Source organism: Kribbella sp. NBC_01245 (assembly GCF_036226525.1).
In the GTDB taxonomy this organism is placed as follows: domain Bacteria; phylum Actinomycetota; class Actinomycetes; order Propionibacteriales; family Kribbellaceae; genus Kribbella.
Genome location: NZ_CP108487.1, coordinates 6,346,172 through 6,362,897 on the forward strand (window position 1 = coordinate 6,346,172; position 16,726 = coordinate 6,362,897).

The 16,726-nt window shown below is 66.6% G+C and carries 17 protein-coding genes; 2 read left to right on the forward strand and 15 right to left on the reverse strand.

Annotation, left to right across the window (positions count from 1 at the left end; all coding sequences use genetic code 11):
• Positions 1-89 precede the first annotated feature (89 nt).
• The 12 genes from OG394_RS29040 to OG394_RS29095 form a co-directional block, all read right to left on the reverse strand.
• Positions 90-1,400, reverse strand: coding sequence for a hypothetical protein (locus OG394_RS29040; protein ID WP_328990285.1), 1,311 nt, complete (start codon positions 1,398-1,400; stop codon positions 90-92).
• Positions 1,401-1,808: 408 nt separating this feature from the next.
• Positions 1,809-3,890, reverse strand: coding sequence for a methyltransferase, FxLD system (fxlM, locus tag OG394_RS29045; protein WP_328990286.1), 2,082 nt, complete (start codon positions 3,888-3,890; stop codon positions 1,809-1,811).
• Positions 3,891-3,908: 18 nt separating this feature from the next.
• A complete protein-coding gene (locus OG394_RS29050; RefSeq protein ID WP_328990287.1) occupies positions 3,909-5,156 on the reverse strand; it encodes a lanthionine synthetase C family protein in 1,248 nt (415 codons plus the stop codon).
• Complete coding sequence (locus tag OG394_RS29055; RefSeq protein WP_328990288.1) at positions 5,153-8,245, reverse strand: lantibiotic dehydratase; 3,093 nt, start codon at positions 8,243-8,245, stop codon at positions 5,153-5,155. Before OG394_RS29055 ends, OG394_RS29050 begins: the two co-directional genes overlap by 4 nt.
• A 103-nt stretch (positions 8,246-8,348) precedes the next feature.
• The gene (locus OG394_RS29060; protein ID WP_328990289.1) at positions 8,349-8,510 is read right to left on the reverse strand and encodes an FxLD family lanthipeptide; all 162 of its coding nucleotides are present in this window, start codon (positions 8,508-8,510) and stop codon (positions 8,349-8,351) included.
• Complete coding sequence (locus OG394_RS29065) at positions 8,494-8,859, reverse strand: hypothetical protein (RefSeq protein ID WP_328990290.1); 366 nt, start codon at positions 8,857-8,859, stop codon at positions 8,494-8,496. The genes OG394_RS29060 and OG394_RS29065 overlap by 17 nt, the downstream gene beginning before the upstream one ends.
• 235 nt (positions 8,860-9,094) lie before the next feature.
• A complete protein-coding gene (locus OG394_RS29070) occupies positions 9,095-9,523 on the reverse strand; it encodes a hypothetical protein (protein ID WP_328990291.1) in 429 nt (142 codons plus the stop codon).
• Positions 9,520-9,984 carry a hypothetical protein gene (locus tag OG394_RS29075; RefSeq protein ID WP_328990292.1) on the reverse strand — a complete coding sequence of 155 codons (465 nt, stop codon included), beginning with the start codon at positions 9,982-9,984 and terminating at the stop codon, positions 9,520-9,522. The genes OG394_RS29070 and OG394_RS29075 overlap by 4 nt, the downstream gene beginning before the upstream one ends.
• Entirely contained in the window at positions 9,984-10,544 is a 561-nt protein-coding gene (locus OG394_RS29080) for a hypothetical protein (RefSeq protein ID WP_328990293.1), read from the reverse strand. The genes OG394_RS29075 and OG394_RS29080 overlap by 1 nt, the downstream gene beginning before the upstream one ends.
• A gap of 97 nt (positions 10,545-10,641) precedes the next feature.
• Positions 10,642-10,977 (reverse strand): hypothetical protein, encoded by a 336-nt coding sequence (locus tag OG394_RS29085; RefSeq protein ID WP_328990294.1) that lies wholly within the window; start codon positions 10,975-10,977, stop codon positions 10,642-10,644.
• The gene (locus tag OG394_RS29090) at positions 10,974-11,213 is read right to left on the reverse strand and encodes a hypothetical protein (protein WP_328990295.1); all 240 of its coding nucleotides are present in this window, start codon (positions 11,211-11,213) and stop codon (positions 10,974-10,976) included. Before OG394_RS29090 ends, OG394_RS29085 begins: the two co-directional genes overlap by 4 nt.
• Complete coding sequence (locus OG394_RS29095; protein ID WP_328990296.1) at positions 11,210-12,109, reverse strand: SAM-dependent methyltransferase; 900 nt, start codon at positions 12,107-12,109, stop codon at positions 11,210-11,212. The genes OG394_RS29090 and OG394_RS29095 overlap by 4 nt, the downstream gene beginning before the upstream one ends.
• Positions 12,110-12,608: 499 nt before the next feature.
• Here OG394_RS29095 and OG394_RS29100 point away from each other — a divergent pair, with 499 nt between their 5' ends.
• Positions 12,609-13,505 carry a helix-turn-helix domain-containing protein gene (locus tag OG394_RS29100; RefSeq protein ID WP_328990297.1) on the forward strand — a complete coding sequence of 299 codons (897 nt, stop codon included), beginning with the start codon at positions 12,609-12,611 and terminating at the stop codon, positions 13,503-13,505.
• Between the two features lie 43 nt (positions 13,506-13,548).
• On the opposite strand, the gene OG394_RS29105 is transcribed toward OG394_RS29100, so the two are convergent.
• The 3 genes from OG394_RS29105 to OG394_RS29115 form a co-directional block, all read right to left on the reverse strand.
• On the reverse strand, positions 13,549-13,761 hold the full coding sequence (locus tag OG394_RS29105) for a DUF397 domain-containing protein (RefSeq protein ID WP_328990298.1): 213 nt from the start codon (positions 13,759-13,761) through the stop codon (positions 13,549-13,551).
• 320 nt (positions 13,762-14,081) lie between these two features.
• Positions 14,082-14,288 carry a hypothetical protein gene (locus OG394_RS29110; RefSeq protein ID WP_328990299.1) on the reverse strand — a complete coding sequence of 69 codons (207 nt, stop codon included), beginning with the start codon at positions 14,286-14,288 and terminating at the stop codon, positions 14,082-14,084.
• Positions 14,289-14,329: 41 nt separating this feature from the next.
• A complete protein-coding gene (locus OG394_RS29115; RefSeq protein WP_328990300.1) occupies positions 14,330-14,506 on the reverse strand; it encodes a hypothetical protein in 177 nt (58 codons plus the stop codon).
• A gap of 350 nt (positions 14,507-14,856) precedes the next feature.
• Here OG394_RS29115 and OG394_RS29120 point away from each other — a divergent pair, with 350 nt between their 5' ends.
• Entirely contained in the window at positions 14,857-16,710 is a 1,854-nt protein-coding gene (locus OG394_RS29120) for a hypothetical protein (protein WP_328990301.1), read from the forward strand.
• The last annotated feature ends 16 nt before the right edge of the window (positions 16,711-16,726 follow it).

Below are 16,726 nucleotides of genomic sequence, written 5' to 3' on the forward strand. Positions count from 1 at the left end.
TGCGGCATCGCGTCGATGGCGCCAGCTGGTCAACCGCGACTTCGAATTCAGGCCGCCTCCGGCCGCGCGTCGACATCGCACAGCCATGATCACCAGGCCCACCAGTCATCGGGCAAGCGGCCATCGTCGATCTTGTTCGCTGGCGGCAGACCGGTGTATGTGCGAAGGGCGTGGCCCATCTCCGGAAGCCGTGCCGCCGGCAGTAGGTGCTCCAGCGACAACCCCGGGAACTGGTGGTAGTTCAGCGCGCCTGGGTGGTCGGCCAGGGCGCGCAGAAAGGTCCGGCGGCCGGGCGACAAATCGCCGAAGGCCGGTGCCGGACTGGTGCCCTGCACGTCGAAGACCTTCTCCACGGTGGCCCCGGCGACCGTGTCGCACTGCCGGATGGTGACGTGCTGTAGGCACCCCGCCACGGCCACCAGCACCTCGTCGATCGATATCGCGTGATCGGGTGCATCGTCGATGAACAGCAGTAGCGAGCGCCCCGTGTAGGCGTACAGGTTCCCGTCGTTGTGGTCCGTGTGCTGTTTCAGGCGCGGGCCATTTGCTACGTCGGCCAGCGTGCTGAACGCCCGCGCGGCCAAGGCCCGGTCCATGCCGTGAACGACGCGGAGCCTGGCTAGCGCCGTCGCCGCGGCCCAGCGCAACAACGGTTCTGGCGAGTCCAGCAGCACGCTGACCGGTTCGATCTGCTCGATCGATCCGAGTAGCCCGATCCCCACCACGACCGTTGCCAGGATCTCTGGGACGAACTCGCGGTCCAGCCGGGCGACCAGAGCCGGCACGATCGAGGCGGCATCTTCGGGAAACCACGACACCAAGTAGGCGGCCTGCTGCCGCACCGGAAAATCGGGATCGTCCAGCAGATCCAGCACGAGCGGAAGCTCTCGGCGCACGGCATCGTAGGCGCGCAAGCTCTCCGACCCGCCGTCGATGGAACGCCCAGCCGCAACGAGCTCTCGAACACTCAGCAGCCAATCCCGCTTGCTCTGGCTCGTCTCGGCGGCGATCTCTTCGTCGAGCTCCCGCAGTTCGACCTCGGGCGGGGCGACGGAGGCGCGCCAGTCCGCCGCGTTGATTCCCATCGGCAGTTCGTTCTCGTCGTCCCAGGCCACCGCTAAGAACGTCAGCAGCGGCAGCGCATGCACCCGAGCCCACGGTGTGCCGGCCACAGCGATGCGCGCCAAGAACGGGACCACGAACGGAGTCGCCGGGTATCGACTGCCCTGATGCCCGATGTTGTTCGCCAATCGTCCGAAGGCCTCGGACATGGCCGCGAGGTCATCGCCACAGATCGCGCGCAGATCAGCTGGGACATCCGTGGCCGGGCCGTAGGCATGATCGAGCTCGGCCCAGCCGACGTCGTCAAGCCCGGAGAGAACACCGATCGAGTCCGTCATGTGCTGACCCTTCCATTTCGTAACGACAGAACCAGAGTCGTGGCTGCTGCGACGACGTCCGAGTGGCCGGTGGCTATCCGACAGGCGGACGCAGCACATGTCAGGCGGGCGAGGTTGACCACCGGTTCGAGGCATGCCTTATAGCTTCGGCGTCGAGGGCTGGGCCTGCTGGTCTTAGTTGCTGCAGGCACAGGTTTGGGCGAGTTCGGGCAGGCCGCTGTCGCTGGCGATGAGGGCGGACTTGTTGAACGCATCGGTCGCGAGCGTCAGTGCTTGTGCGCCGCTTCGGGTTTTGCAGGCTTTCCGGATGGGGGCGGCGACGTCGTCGATGCGGGTATTGCAGGCTGGTCGCGGGCGGGCGACCAGCGCGAACCACCGCAGGGTGTCGGGGTGGTCCGTCCTGGAGGTCTATTGCCAGGTGATGGCGAGCTGGTTGTTGGGTTCGTCGAAGACGAACTGTCCGGTGAGTGCGGTGCCGTGTGGTGCGATGGCGAACTCGACGTCGTGGCCGCGGTAGTCCTGGCTCCAGGTCTTGATCTGTGCCGCGACCTGATCGGCTTGCTGGGCGCCTCCGGGGCCGTGGCCGATCACGCCGATCTCGTGCACTCGTTGGCCGTCGATCTCGGTGGGGCGCAGGGTGAGGTAAGCGAGGTTGCCTTCGCTGGCGGTGGCCCAGGAGCCCCAGCCGAACTGGGGACGGACGATCCCGGCTCGGGCGGCCTCAGGGTGGACTGGCATGCGGCTGAAGGCGCCCGGCAGGGTGCAGGTGAGCCAGAGGTCGAGATATTCAAAGGATTCTTGGCCGGCCATGGTCACGCCGGTCCACACTTCGCGGGCCGGGGTGTCGAGGACGCCGGCGAGGCGGTCGGTGTCGGTGGTTTGTTCCTGATTGAGCTGGAGCTGGACGGAGCCGTCGCTGGTGAGGTGGACGACGCGTCGGGGGTCGTCGGCGATGCCGCCGCGTAACGGCATGAAGGTCGACATCTGGCTGTTGGTGCTGCGCAGGATGTCGCCGTCGCGGCGGAACACGATGGAGCGGGAGACGCTGCCTCGGAGCCGCAGCGGTACGACGAGGCGTCCGTCGGGCGCGAGCTGCTGGACCCAGGCGGCGGGCAGGTCCCAGGCGCCGACGGTGGCGATGATCTGGTCGTAGGGCGCGTTGTCGGGGTAGCCGACGGCTCCGTCGCCGAGGATAACGTCGACGTTGGCGTGGCCGGTGGCGAGCAGGCGGCTGCGTGCGCCGTCGACGATGTCTTGGTCGACGTCGATGGTGGTGATGCGTCCGAACGGTCCGACGAGGGTGGCCAAGAGGGCTGCGTTGTAGCCGGTGCCGGCGCCGAGTTCGAGAATCGATTGGCCGGACTGGGCCTGGAGTTGCTCGAGCATCATCGCGACGATGGTGGGCTGCGATGCGGCACTGATTGAGACGCCGTTGGCGTCTTGCTTCGTGTAGACGGCGTCGTCTTTGTAGGCCTCGGCCAGGTCGAAGTCGGGGACGAACAGGTGCCGCGGTGTGGCGCGCAGGGCGGCTTCGATGGCCGGGGTGCGGACGGTGCCGTTGGCGACGAGCTGGTCGACGAGGGCCTCGCGCAGCTGCTTGGCGGTGTCGTTGGTCTTGGTGGGGGTCATGGGGTGGTTCACCTCGGTGACAGTAGTGGTGGCGACCGACAGAACCGGGGACGGTTCGTCGTCTTCGGGGTCGTGCATGACTGCGGCGGTGGCGAGCCGCGACAGGGCATTTTGGTCGGTGGCGGTGAGGCCGAGCCGGTTCCAGGCGAACAGGATGTGATGGGTGAGAACGGCGCGCAGGCCGCGCTGCAGCTGGCCAGCGGTGTTGAGGCCGGCGAGTGCTTGCCCGGCCGCGTGGAACGCGGTCAGCCAGTCGTCGGCCGGCGAAAGGACCTGACCGGCTGCAGTGAGCCGGGTGATGTCGGCGCCGAGCAGCATCCTGGTCTTCTCGCGCTGTTCGGGCCCGACACTGGGCGGGCTCTTGAGCGGTCGCAACTGGGCGACTTTGGCCCAGACGTCGCCTCGTTCGAACCACTCGAGGTGTGCGCCGCGCAGGAGCGCCGCGGCGAGCAGCAGGGCGATCTCACGCCGTCCCACATTGGCGTGCACGTCGGCTAGTGCGCTGCCGACGCCGAGGTAGTCGAGGGCGTGGACGCTGTCGGCGTGGGCGAGGCGGTGGGCGATCGCGATTCCTCCGGGGCCGCCGAAGGCGAGGGTTTCGGGTTCGTAGATCCCGCGCTTCCAGCCGACGGCATGGCCGGCGGCGGTGGCATCGGCGAGCAGGCGCTCCACAGCTTTGGTGGCCGAACCAGGCGTGTGTGGCGGGAGGCGGATCCGCCAGGCAGGGTGCTTGCGCAGGAACCACCACTGGTCGACGGCTGCTTCACGCAGTCCGGGTGCGAGCACGGTGGTGCCTGCGTGCTCGGCGCCGGTGCGGTCGGCGAAAGTGATCAGGTACTGCGGCCATTCGTCGGTATCCACAGAGGTCGTCTTTCGTCGTCAGATTGATGCGTTGATCAGGAGGCTGCTGTCCCAGCTGGTTCTTGGCGCTGCCTGGAGCAGGTGGGCGCGGAGTGCGAGCGCGGTCCCGGCGGTGCCTTCGAGGAACCCTTGAGGTGTGTCGAGTGGTGCTGTGGTGTCCGGGCGTGGTGTTCTTCGCCGGTCGGCCGCGGCCGCGAGCTGGTCGGCGACACGTGCGAGCTGGGGTGAGGTGCTGTCGGCGGCGGCGAGGCGGGCAATGTAGGCGGCGCCTGCCAGGCCGTGGCACAGCGAGTTGTCGGTGAGCAGCGCGACTTGGTGGGAGTCGGTGAGTGCGTCGACGAGTGCAGTTTCGGCGGCGTGCTTCCAGGCGGCGTCCCTGGTCGCGATGGCAGCAAGTTGCTGAGCGCGGCCCAAACCAGGAGTGCCGTAGCACCAGGACGGCCGCTGCGGGCCGCGTTGCTGGAGGCGGCCGGTGCGCAATTCGGTGCGGGTGATCCAGTAGGGCCACCAGGTGCTGGTGGTCTCTGTGCGGTTCCAGCAGGGGCCCGTGTCGGTGGTCTGCTGCCAGCGGTCGAGCCAGTCCCGGATGCGGGCGATGGCTTCGTGGTGGCCGGGAACGGTGAAGCCGCGGTTGGCGGCGAGTGCGAGCAGGGCGAGGGGCCCGCCGATGCCGTGCGCCATGCCGGTGTTGGCGTGGCCGCCGGGGTAGTCCGGGGACGGGTTGCCGCCGGGGTCGAGGTGGGTCCACCAGCCGGGGAGTTCGTCGCCGTCATCGTGGATGGGCTGGGTGAGCCGGACCAGGTAGGCGAGGACATCGCGCAGCAGCGGCTGTCGGTGGTCGCGGCGCAGGAGGTGAGCGCCGAGGCCGGCGAGACCGCGGATGGTGTCGAACTCGCTGAGAGCCGGCAGCTGGCGGGCGTCGATGCGGGCGTGTGCGGCCGCCAGCCGGGCTTGGACGATGGTGGAGACCATCTCGTCGAGCATCGCGAGGGCGTCGCGGTAGCTGCCGGGATGGTGCTGATGTGCTCCGGTGATGGCGAAAGCGAACGCGGGAGCACCGTAATACAGGTGGGTTTGCTGGGTCGAGGTGATCCCTCCGGAGCTGGCCACCGCGAGCGCCTGGTGAGCGGTTTGCCAGGTGCCGTGGCCGGTTGCTGCGCGCTCGATGTCGAGTAGCGCGGCACCGACGGCGCCGCCGGCCAGTGACTGCCGTGTCTGGCCAGTCGAGGTGGGACGGGGCGTGAGTTGTCGCAGCTGGCCGGTCATGGCTGGGTCTTCCGCCGTGCTGTCCAGGCGAGGGCAGCGGCACGGGCGAGGCGCAGGCAGTGGGATTCGTCGGTGCGGTCGATCCCGATCGCGCGGATGTGATGGACGTGCAGCAGCGACATCAGCACCTCGTCGAGATTGAGCTCGGTGTGCTCGAGTGCGGTCCGGTAGCTACGTACGGCGTGATCCCGGCTGGTCCAGCTGTCGACGATCGCGAGCCCGGGGCCGGTGGCGCTCAGGCCTGCCCAGTCGTTGGTGGGGTCGGCGATCCGGACGGCGGTGGTGAGGACGTCGCGCGGCGGTGCCTGGTCGAGTTCGGCGTTGGCGTGGTCGGTGAGCCATTGCATGGCGGCCTCTGTGCTGCCGGTGAACGCGGCGGCGATTGCAACGAAGTTCGCGGCCGTGACCGCCTGTCGCGCAGGGGCAGTCGGCTGACTGAGCTGGGTCAGGAGTGCTTGGGAGTCAGCCGCGAAGATTCGCTCGGCACCGGCCAGCGCGGCTTCACCGCCCCAGCGACCGGGCTCGGCGTAGTAGGGCGCGATCAGCAGATCGCGGAGCAGGCGCTGCTGCCGCAGCGAGTCGGCCCAGCGGCTGACTGCGGCCGTTGCAGGCCCGAACTCGTCCGGGCTGTTCAGCTGGAGTCTGAGGCGCAGGTGCGGCTGGGGATCCTGGTAGCGGATGAACCACCACCCGGTCCCGGCTGGGAGCTCGCCGAGCAGCCGGGGGAGGTGGGCTGTGAGGATTTCGTCTTGGCGGGCCGGGTGACCGTAAAGCTTGATCGTCATCCAGCACGACACGGCCGGCAGATGCCCGTGGCCCGGCGCTACTACGTGTTGAGGGCCGGGTCTGGGGAGCGTGGTCCGGCGCGGGGGTGTGGTGGCGATCAGGGGTGCGACGATCTCGTGGGTGTGGCCGTCGAGCCACCCGAACGCCTCGGCCGAGGCCTGCTCGGTCAGAGTGATCGTGCGGCCGCGCGCGAGATCGGCCCGAAGCACGGCAGCATGACTGATCTGGTCGAGGTCGAGCGGAAGCCGCTGGTCCCCACGGATGGCAAGGACCCTGACCGGGATACGCCGCTGCGCACGATGCTCGGTGAGCCGCTGAGCCCAGGCCTGCAGGCCGGTCTCGGCGGGCAGGTCGGTAGCGGTGATTCGCCAGGTCGCTGGAGAGATGATGAGGCGGCCTCGGCGAAGTCTCGGCAGGTAGGGGAGCTGGGTTGCGGCGCCCCAATCGAACTGGGTGACTACTGCGGTGTGGGCGCGGGGGAGCTCGTTGAGGAATCGGGCGAGCGCGGGTGTGTGGGAGCGCAGCTCGATCGCGTTGAACAGGACCGGTTCGATCCAGCGGCCGCGGGAGATTGAGGAGAGTCTCAGCTGGTAGCCGTCGGTGGCGACCGCGAGGTCGCTGACCGGGATCGTTCCGGCTGCAGCCGGCCGGTGTTCGGCGACGCCGATCACGTCGGGCAGGACTTTCGGTGAGCGGGTGACGTGGGCGTCGGCGGCAGCTAGCGGCGGCGCCGACAGCTGCACCCGCAGTACGTCGCCTACGTCGGCACGAATGAGCTCGTCAGCGAGCTGGTTTCGGTAGGTGGCGCCGAGCAGGGGAAGAAATCGTCCAGTGACGGTGCCAATGCCGCGCGAGACGCTCGTCACGGCGAGCTCGAAGGCACCCTGGTCCAGTGCCGCGGTCGATGCTGCGTGAAGCTGGAACGTGAGCTCGAGGTGTCGCGCCGCCGCGATCCGTTCGGCGCCGCCTGGAGAGAGCTGATCGACGAGTTGTGGTGTCAGTTCGATCTCCGTGAGCTGGTCGACCGCGGCGGTCTGGGCCAGGGTCAGGAGCTGCAGGTCCCGGTCGGTGATGGCGCGGGCTGGTTCTGGTGTGGCGGTGAGGTAGCCGTCAGGGAAGCCGAGCCCAGAATCGGGGTCGACCAGGTCGAGCACGGGTACCAGGGTGCCGATTCCGTAGCGCTCGAAGAAGGCTTGCGCGTAGCGGGTCCAGGCGGGCGGGCCGAAAGGTGAGGTGCTCAGTTGGGTGAGCAGCCCGGCGGCAGCCGAGACCTCTCGCAGTACCGCCGCGGGTTGTGCGACGTCGATGTCGGCCCGGGTGTCCACGGCGAGTGGCCGCGGTGCTGAGGACAGGGCTGTCATGCGGCCGCCGAGCTCTGGGCGGATTGCGCTGGATGCCGACAGGTCGAGTTGGTTGTGGGCGATGAGATCACGCTGAATACCCTGCAACTGCCGGAAGACCGGTGAGACGGCGTTGATGCCGGATGCCCCGGCCGACGCGAGTACGTCGACCAGGTGCTGGAGGGCGTCGACGGTGGTCGCCGGGGCGTGCAGGTTGGTCAGCAGCGCCTTGGTCTGCAGGAGCTGGGTCAACAGCTGGTCGATCTGTTCGCCGGTGGCAGCGTCGAACTCGGCGCCGAGTTTGGCGGCCAGATCGTCCCATCGGATGGGCTCGGTGGCCAGCTCGAGGGCTAGCTGTACGGCGGTGGTGTGACGCAGTGACATCTCGACGGTATGGCTGGGATTACCGGTCGGCTGCAGCGGTTGGAAGGGCACCACGAGCCGGTCGCCTCGAACAGTGACGGTGTTGTTGACGACCACGTAGAGGTGTGGCCGAAGCTCGGGTGTCCGTTCGAGATTCTCGACGACGGCGCTGAGCCAACTGGCGCCCGCGCGAGCGGTGGCGCGGTGGTCACGGCCGAGGCGTACCGCGGCGGCAGCTCCGACGACGGCGGTGGAAACGCCCGCGGCTAGGCCGAAGGGTGTTGCCCGGCCGTGGAACCGGGAGACGTATTGGACCAAGGACAGCCCGGCCGAGGCGACCTTGCGGTGTTCAGTCACGTGTCCGTCGATGACGGCGCGGATGCGCGCGGTGAGGTCGGGGCTGGCGTGGTCGAGAGCGCCGCTGATGGAGGGCTGCTGTAGGACGGTTGCCATCCAGGTACGCCAGATCTCAACATCGCTGGCGTCTGCTCCGGTGAGCTGTGGCCAGGCGGGGATCGTAGAGGTGGTTAGCAGGCAGGACCGGAGCATGAGCGCGTTCACCGGCCGGTAGGTGCGGTGGTCGAGCGTCATCGCGGTCATCTCCTGCAGGTAGGGAACAAGTATTTGGAAGGCGAACGGCTGGTGCCGGCCGGAAGAACTGAGGTGTCGAACCGGCACCAGCCGTTCAGCAGCAGCTGACTGGTCAGCCCATGTTGGTGGCGCAGGCATTGGGACAGGTCGAGCCGCAGTTGTCGTCGGTGTTGCGGGCCATCAACGGCCCCGCGTCCGCGATCTCCAGGGCACGAATGTCCAGGTCGAAGGCCTGCTCCGGGCCAGTGCTGATGACCTCAGTGGTCGTGCGCATCGGTGTTCTCCTTCTGGTTAGGTGGATTCCGGCGGAATCGCCGGAACAACCGGCCGCGTTGGCGCGGGCCGGTGGACTGTGGTTTCCCTGCCGGTACATCGACGAGGTGGATCTCCTGTGCGCGGATCGTCCGGCCGCGGCCCGGCTCGATGACGACCAACTGTTTGCCTTGGGCAACCTCGTTCTCGATGAAGTCCAGGGCGGCAAGCCCGCGGCGCATGGTCTCGCTGAACGAATCGCCTCGCCGACCGCTGATTCGCCGGAGGAGGATCGAGGTGTCGGCAGCCAAAGTGACAGGCACGACGTAGCACAGCTTTCCTTCGATCCAGCGGGGTTCAAGCTTGTTCATCGAGAGATGCCTTCGTGACAACGGGCCGGCGGGCAGGTATGGGGCGAAGCCCCCGGCGCTCGGGGGAGGCTCCTCAGACCAATGCGAGACAGGGGTCTCGCTTGGGGCGGATTGAGGTGCCGGGGGCCTCGGTCATGGTGAGGGGCGGGACAGGCAGAGTCGCGGCCGGTGAGGACTCCGGCCGTCCCCGGAAGACTCTCGGGTTGAGGATCCCGGTGCCGGTCCCGTCCCGGTCTCAGGGGAAGACCTCCTGGACATCAACTGCGAGGCGCTTCAGGCGCTCGAGTTTGGTTTCGCCCGTCGGCTCGCCGTCGATGATGACTGGTGAATCGAGGTGCGCCAGTCTGGAGACGAGGACTCGCTGCGGGGCAGTGCGTTCGATTGAGGCCAGCAAGGCGCGAAACCCGAGGCCGTTCTCGTACGGAAGGTCCACGTGGGTGGAGATCAACGTGAGCTGATGCCGTTCGGCGTACTCGCGGATGCGCGCAGTGTGCTCTCCGAGGTCGGCGCTGCGTTGCAGCCCGGTGGCATCGACATAGCCGAGCGTCCAAGCCCTGGCCTGCCGTGGCGTCGCCGCGCTGGTGGAGGGCCCTCGTGTCACTCCGGCGCTGGCCGCCAGAAGTGCTTCGACAGCGTCGGAGCTACGGCGCGGCTCATCGGTCATGCGCTGCGAGCCGTTCGCGGTCGCTTTCCAGACAACGGCCGGACCTTGGCCAGGGTGTGCCGCTGGATCAGTTCCTGCCTCGTCTGCGTACCGTGGCGGACGTCAGCGGGGGTTTCGACGTGGGCAAGGCTCGGGACGAGGATGTGCTGTGGGTTGTAGCGGTCGGCGGCGATCAGCAGCACACGAAAACTTGATCCACCAAGGCCTGGATAGTCGACGTAGATGTGCCCGAGGGCTAGGTGCTCGGCGTCGGCGAACTCGGTGAGCTGCAGCCGCGTCCGGGCGATGGCGGCCTTGCCGCGCGGAAGACAGGCGGCATCGATGTAGCCGATGACGAATGGCTGCGGTTCGTGTCCTGCGACGATCGGCTCGTGGAGGTAGCCGGTTCTTGCCGCGAGGACGGCAGGCAGGAGGGCTGGACCTCTTGCTGCGCGGGCGGCCAGGGTGATGGTGGCAGCCATCAGTTACCTCCAGGCAGCTGCAAGGCCAGGCGTGGGGTGGGGCTGCCGATCGGCGACCGGTGTTCTCTGCCGCCGCCTTCGGTGGGGCACTGTGGACACCACAGCTGCAATCGTGAGTGGCGCGACAGCGACAGCATCACCCACATGGCTGGAACGGCGAACACGAACGTTTCTGCCTGTTCCGGGATGACACTGCTGCGCTTCGTCAGGCTGACCAGTACGGCAACCGCGGCCACGCCTGCCATCCAGCCCAGCTGGTGAGCCCCGAGCCAGTGGAACGTGGCCAGGCTCCAGCGGTAGCGCTCAGCTCTGGCTGAGCCGTCGTACGGCATCTCACCGATACAGCGCTCACACAACGGTCCGCGAGCATGCAGGAACAACGCGGCTGCGGCATAGACAACCGTCGACAACCACAGCAGTCCGAGCTCCGAGCTGAAGCGATGGGGAAGGTCAGCGAGCAAGTCGATGGTGGTGTAGGCGATTTGTCCCGCGTAGGCGGTGAACACGATCCGCCAGGCGTGATGGTCGATCCAGGGGCTGATGAAGAGGTCGTAACGCACGGTGTCGTAGATCCGATCTTTGCGGCGGATTTCGGTTGGAAGGCCGGGGTCGAGCAGGTTCTCGAGGATGCGGGGCGACGTCGTCGGGGCTCTGCGGTCAGACGGGCCGACTGAACCGTGCCGTCGCTGTCGGCGGACTTGAGCCGGGTTCTCGCCTGGTCATGCCGAGCTCGTCGTCACTGTCGAGTCGCAGGACTGCTCGCAGAGCCGTGCGGTAGAGGTCGCGGGCGCGGCGCACTACGCCGCGCTCGAGTTTGGCGATGTAGTGGGCGTCCAGCGCGACTACCTGGCCACAGTCGCTGTAGATCCACGCAGCAACGGCCTCGGCCAGTTCGGCTCGCGTCAGGCCATGGGCTTCGCGGGCACTACGCATTCTCGTGTTCGGCGGTCTCTGCTTGCTGGTCGGCAGTCTCGCGGCCGTCTGAGCGCTCATGAGACCCCGCTGTACTGGACCGGCGCGCCGTTGACACGGCGGACGTTGTGGGTGGCGAGATGGTCGCAGCAGTCGTAGCTGCTGATCGTGCGAATCGGCGCCCCTGGACGACGCATGATCCCCGGGGGCGGCTCACCAAGAAGCAGCATGGGGCGCAGGCCCGCAAGTATCTCCTCGATGGTCCGGGCGTCGGCGAGGATGCGCCACGCCGCGGCAAGCTTCTCGGGATCGTTCATGCCAGCTTGCCGTTCTCGGGGATACGGCCAATGCCACCTGCGATACCTGCACCGTTCTTCATCTCGCGTTCGGCGTCGAAGTCGGGGTTTCGCCATTGGCGGCATTGCACGATGCCCGGGTCCTGGATCTGCTGGCCGGGGAACAGGGCCTCGATCTCGTTCTGGGTGCGGAACTGGCAGTGGTTGGGCCGGCCTTGGAGGACCTCCTCGAGGGGGTGGAGGACGCCTTTGGCGTGCTCGTCGCCGGTGTCGAGGAAATGTGAGATGGCCGTGTAGGACCCGGCTGGCAGGCGGTCGACGTAGCAGGCCATGATGTCGGCGATCTCATCGACGGGTCCGGGGTATTCGTGCAGGACCGCGGTGCAGATCAGGCCGATCGGCTTTGCCCAGTCGAGGAACTCGTTGAGTTCAGTGCTGTCAAGGATCTCTTTGGGCTGGTAGATGTCGCCGTCGATGATGAGGACCTGCCCTGGCTGGTCACGCAGTGCCCGGGCGTGCGCGAGAACGATCAGATCGTTGTCGACGTACACGACCTTCGAGGCTCGGCTGGCGCTCAGGACGCTGCCGTAGAGGCTCTTCGCGTCAGTGGGCGGTAGACCGTCGGTGGGAATGCCGGGGCCGAGGTCGATGAACTGTGTGATGCCGACTGCTTGTAGCTCGGCCACGACGCGGTGGACGAAGGCGTTGTTGGCGTGCACGATCTGGCTGAAGACAGGGTGTGGCACGGCCTCGCCGAGTCGGTCGAACAGATCGCGCTCGGCCGAGAAGCAGTTCTTCCCTCCGCTGGCGAGGTTCCACAGCAGAGCGCTGTGTGGGTACGAAAGCGTGTCCTCGAATCCGGGTGGCCAGCCGTTGCGGTTAGCCAACGAATCAGCCTCGTCGGCATATCTCGCCATCGTTGACCTTTCGCAGGGTTCAGGTGTGAGCGCGATGACCGCGCTGTGGGCTGGTGGGAGCCCCCGGAGGTTCCAGGGAGGTGGCTGGTGTGGCCGGCCCTCACAGGGGGAGGGCCGGATCGGCCCACCAGGGGCTCCGATCAGGGGCGACGGAGCCCTGAAGCTCGAGGTCCGCCAGGCCCACGAGCAGTGGGGTGCTGGGACACCCCTGGCCGCGGCTCCGTCGCCGGTTCCCCTGACGGCGCACCGTCAGGGAGCTCGTTTCGTCAGCGACGGCGGAAGCTGCCGAGGTGGTCCATTGGTGGCGGCGTCGGTGTCGTCATTGGTCTCCCCGTTCAATCACTGTCTGGCGTCGGGCATCAGTGAAACAGTGATCGGAACATTTTGCAACCATTTCACTTTGTTACGATTTCACTCTAAGCTTTGAGGGCGGAGGAGCGGGCGCCGCCGATCCGTGGGGGACCGTTGCTACTGTTTGGTCGCTCAGAGAGAGGGGCAGATGACGCCTTCAACGAAGCGCGCACGGGGCGCACGATTGCTGCTCGGCCATCACCTTCGTTACCTACGCGAACGGGCCGGCGTGTCGGAGCAGGAGGTGGCCGACGCTGTCGAGCGCTCGAAGATGACGTGGTGGCGAATCGAGAACGGCCAGACATCCATCCGCGGCTATGACGTCGAGCGCGCCTGTCAGGCCATGGGCGTGACGAACCCTGAGCTCATCGGCAAGCTGACGGACCTCGCGCGGCAGTCCAAGGACAGCGAACGCGGCAGCAAGGGCTGGAAGGAGTCCTACGACTCGGTGGCCAGCGACAACTTCCTGCTCTTCACGTCGCTGGAGGACGCTGCAGCTTCGACCTGCTCCTACGATCGCAACTACCTCCCGGGGCTGTTGCAGACTCCCGGGTACATGCGTGGACTGATGGCGACTGAGCGGCACACAGGGCTCAGTCCCGACCCGGAAGACCTGGAGAAGCGTGCGGCGCTTCGGCTGAAGCGTCAGGAGATCCTGACTCGGGAAGACAACTCCTTGAGGATGCTGTCCGTGATCCACGAGGCCGCGCTGCGTCCGCCGTACGCGGGAGCCGAGGCGATGCGCGAGCAGTTGAACCACCTGCTGGCTGCCAGCGAGCGAGACAACATCTCGATCCGCGTGATGCCGGCCGATCGCGACCATGCGGGCGAGGCCGTGGGGCAGTTCATCTTGCTGGAGTTCCCCACGTACGGCGATCTGCAATTCCCTGCACACATCTACGTCGACGGGTACATCAGCTTCTACCTCACCGATAAGGCGCACGAGGTCGAACGCTTCACGTCCTCGTGGCCGAACATCTGGAGCACCGCACTCGGCGAAGAAGAAACCAGAGACTTCATCACCCAGATGCTGGCCGACCTTTAGCCCCGAAGGACCGCGCTCTCGAAGCTCGCGCGACAGCACATACTCACGGCTGTTCGAGGTCGAACTCGCCATTCTTGGCGCCATCAAGAAAGCGATCCCATTCAAGGGGGCTGAACTGCAGTACCGGCCCCGTTCCGCCGTCCTTGCTGTCTCGCAGAACGACGCCCCCGCCAGGTCGGTCGGCCACCTCAACGCAGTTGTTGGTCGCGTTGCAACGGCTGGACCTACGGAAGTCCAGGTCATTGAGGTCGGTCATCGGTCTCCTTCCGATCATGTGCTGGAGCGTCAGATAGCGGCCGATCTGCGGCCCTGTACGCCGTCCCCGCCCGACTCGACCGGAGCGGGGACGGCAGGGCCCTCAAGGGAGCCGCCCGATCCCGAGGGGGTGGAACGGCGAGCGACCGCAGCGGATGCAGTACGTATCGCTCGCCGGGTTTGGGGAAGGGAGTCCCGGCCGCGGCCGGGGGAGGCCCGCGACGGTGCCGGGCCGGGATTCCGGAACGGGACGGCTGATGCGACTGTCAGGCAGATGCGACGCCGCGCGGAGGCTCAGCCGCACCGTTGCTTGGTGGGTGGTCATGCCGGGCAGTTCGCGATTCCGGCGCCGACGCACTCACGGTCATCTGATGCGACAGCCTGGTCGATCCAGCGCACCTCGGTTGCACCGTCGTGCCCGTGGATCGACAGCAGGTCATCGATGCTGTCCCAGACCGCGGTGCAGGGTTTCGTGGACGTCCATCGCAGCGCTACCGCTCCGCCGCTGAACTCGATGCCCTCGGCCACGGGCCCGGTACCGCTGACCCCGGAGACATCGACGTGACGGATCAGCTCGAACCGCCTGGTCCGTGCCCGGGGAGCGCTCGGCGGGCTGTCGGCCGCCGAGTGAGGGGAAAGGTCGTCGGTGCTCGCAGCACCATGGCGATGCCGGACAGCTTCCACTCGAACAGCAGCGAGCTGTTCAGGATCCGGTCGATGGCGGCGACCTTCTCCGCCGATGTCATGCCGCGGCGGTTGCGCATAAGCGTAGAGGCCAGCGAAGGCGATCGAGTTCGTCATCGGCACGCGGCTTTCAGGACACGGGCGGCGTGACGCCACCGGCCTTGTTGTCGGCTTCCGGCATGCACGGCGTCATCTCCCCCTTGTGGCTGGTACGGGTTGACCACGGGAACCCGGGAACGGCGAGGTATCCGAGAGGACTCCCGGTTCCTACGGCTGGCCTCAGCGCCACAGACCCCCGTCTGTTCTTGCTGAGCATCGAATTCGTCGACTTCACCTTCAGATGCTGCAGCTGTGACGGTTGAACAGCGAAGCGTGATGCCGCTGAACTTTCAGTTCTGTTAAGTTCTTCGCTGTGAGAGCGGCTTTCCTGTCATTTTTGGAAGCTGTCCGCCGTGGATCGGGACTGGTTGCCGCCGACTACGCTGGGTGGCTGGTGCCGCACGACCAGCGTGAGCTGTTCATCCTCGACGCCGCCGGCGCGGAGAATGTCCGGCTGGCCGGCTGGGTGCGTGATGACCTCAGCGATCGACTTGCGGAGATCATCCACCGGAGCGCACCGGCCAAGCACCGCGACCAGCTGGCCGAGCTTGCCCGCTACTACCTCCGTCCCATCGGTTCAAAGGATCGGACTGCAAGCAGGGCATCTCTGAGCAACTGGCGACATAACGCGGCGGAGAACGTCGCCGAAGACTTCATCGCGCGCCATGCCACCGGACTCACCCTCCACGTGTCAGGACTGCCGCATAAGGGCGAACGTCTGAGTCTGGAGTCGTTGTCCCGCGATCCTGCTGTGAGCTGGATAAGGCGACTGGCCCCACAGGAACGTGACGTGGCCATCTACCGAGGCTTGGCGGATGCAGCAGCCGAAGCAAAGTCCAAAGCGGACGCAAAGATGCTAATCGGGGTCGCGCTGATTGCCGCTCGCCTCGCGCCGGAGACGAACCCCGAGCCCGCGACCGACTACGACGGAACGACCTTGGCTGGCATGGACGGCCGTAGGTTCACGCGGTCTCGGCTTGCACTACCGTTGGTCCTGTTCTGCCTGCAACGCGCCGCTGTCGCTGCTCGACAACCAGGACAACAGGCCGATCAACGGACTGCGCTCATCGCAGGTCAGCGTCTCATGGACGCTGCGGAGGGGCCGCTGATACGTCCTGGACCGCTTTCAAGGTTGGACACTGAGAACAGGTTCGAGCACGAGCTACTTGCTGACGGGATCGACTACGCGTGGCAGATGATCTCGACGGGAGACGCTAAGCCGATTCTCGCCAGCCTCACTCGATACGGAGCCCTTGCGTCGGGCATGCTGAACGACCGCGAACACCGCGAGCTGGCTCTGCTCAGCATGGGGGTCGCTCGAAGGCATTCCGATCGCCGCGCCCTCCATATTGAGCTCCACCATCCGTCATTTCGCAATGACTCTGCAGATTCGGTCCTGTTTCAGTTGCGGTTTCGCCGGGAACGGCTCCTGCTGGCAAGCCATCACCGTCCGGGCCTGGATTGGCGTCCTGAACTAACCAGGATGAACGATCTCCTGGTCGTGAGAAGGAGGCTTCTTCCCACTGCCGAGGCGCGCCACCTGGAGAAGGTTCAACTTCATGTGCAGCAGGGAATCCTCCTCCGCCAGGCCCGAGAGCTCACTGCCGCTGGGCGGCCGATGGATACCGTCCCCGTCACTCTGACCGACGACCATATCCGCAGGGCTGTGCACGCAATCGATGACATGATCGCGTTGATGCAGAACAGTTTCCGGATCGCCGACGAGGATGCGGATGAAGTCTCTGCGGCGAATGCTCATCGCCGTAAGACCGAGGCGGACGGCGTGATTCACCTGCTGAGCCGGGTACCCCATCCTGAAGCGCTTGCGAGCGCCCGGCGGCTCCGACGCGACTTGAACCGCCTTGACGAGGTCCACGCTGATCAGCTGACCGATCTTCGCGCCGACGCTACTACCCTATGGCTGCTTGCGATGGCCGACCAAGCGGTGCGCCACAACGAGATCGCGCAGGCCAGGCACTACCTCGGCGCCGCCGTAGCAGAGCTACCCGCAGGCATACCCCATCTAGCCATCCGATCTGCCAGCGTCGCTGTAAGCATCGGAGATGTCGAACTCGCTAAGCAGCTGGTAGAGCACGTGCCGCTTTCTCACGCATGGCCTTCATACCTCAGGCACCTGGTCGAGCGGCTTGGTGTCATCGAACGCTAGAACGCCTTTGTTGTAA

Excerpts from the sequence above, each read along its gene's own strand:
- OG394_RS29060 (WP_328990289.1), bottom strand. The coding sequence starts at position 8,510 with ATGCGCACGACCACTGAGGTCATCAGCACTGGCCCGGAGCAGGCCTTC.
- OG394_RS29040 (WP_328990285.1), bottom strand. The coding sequence starts at position 1,400 with ATGACGGACTCGATCGGTGTTCTCTCCGGGCTTGACGACGTCGGCTGG.
- OG394_RS29090 (WP_328990295.1), bottom strand. The coding sequence starts at position 11,213 with ATGAACGATCCCGAGAAGCTTGCCGCGGCGTGGCGCATCCTCGCCGAC.
- OG394_RS29115 (WP_328990300.1), bottom strand. The coding sequence starts at position 14,506 with ATGACATCGGCGGAGAAGGTCGCCGCCATCGACCGGATCCTGAACAGC.
- OG394_RS29055 (WP_328990288.1), bottom strand. The coding sequence starts at position 8,245 with ATGACCGCGATGACGCTCGACCACCGCACCTACCGGCCGGTGAACGCG.
- OG394_RS29100 (WP_328990297.1), top strand. The coding sequence starts at position 12,609 with ATGACGCCTTCAACGAAGCGCGCACGGGGCGCACGATTGCTGCTCGGC.
- OG394_RS29050 (WP_328990287.1), bottom strand. The coding sequence starts at position 5,156 with ATGACCGGCCAGCTGCGACAACTCACGCCCCGTCCCACCTCGACTGGC.
- OG394_RS29070 (WP_328990291.1), bottom strand. The coding sequence starts at position 9,523 with ATGACCGATGAGCCGCGCCGTAGCTCCGACGCTGTCGAAGCACTTCTG.
- OG394_RS29085 (WP_328990294.1), bottom strand. The coding sequence starts at position 10,977 with ATGAGCGCTCAGACGGCCGCGAGACTGCCGACCAGCAAGCAGAGACCG.
- OG394_RS29075 (WP_328990292.1), bottom strand. The coding sequence starts at position 9,984 with ATGGCTGCCACCATCACCCTGGCCGCCCGCGCAGCAAGAGGTCCAGCC.
- OG394_RS29105 (WP_328990298.1), bottom strand. The coding sequence starts at position 13,761 with ATGACCGACCTCAATGACCTGGACTTCCGTAGGTCCAGCCGTTGCAAC.
- OG394_RS29095 (WP_328990296.1), bottom strand. The coding sequence starts at position 12,109 with ATGGCGAGATATGCCGACGAGGCTGATTCGTTGGCTAACCGCAACGGC.
- OG394_RS29065 (WP_328990290.1), bottom strand. The coding sequence starts at position 8,859 with ATGAACAAGCTTGAACCCCGCTGGATCGAAGGAAAGCTGTGCTACGTC.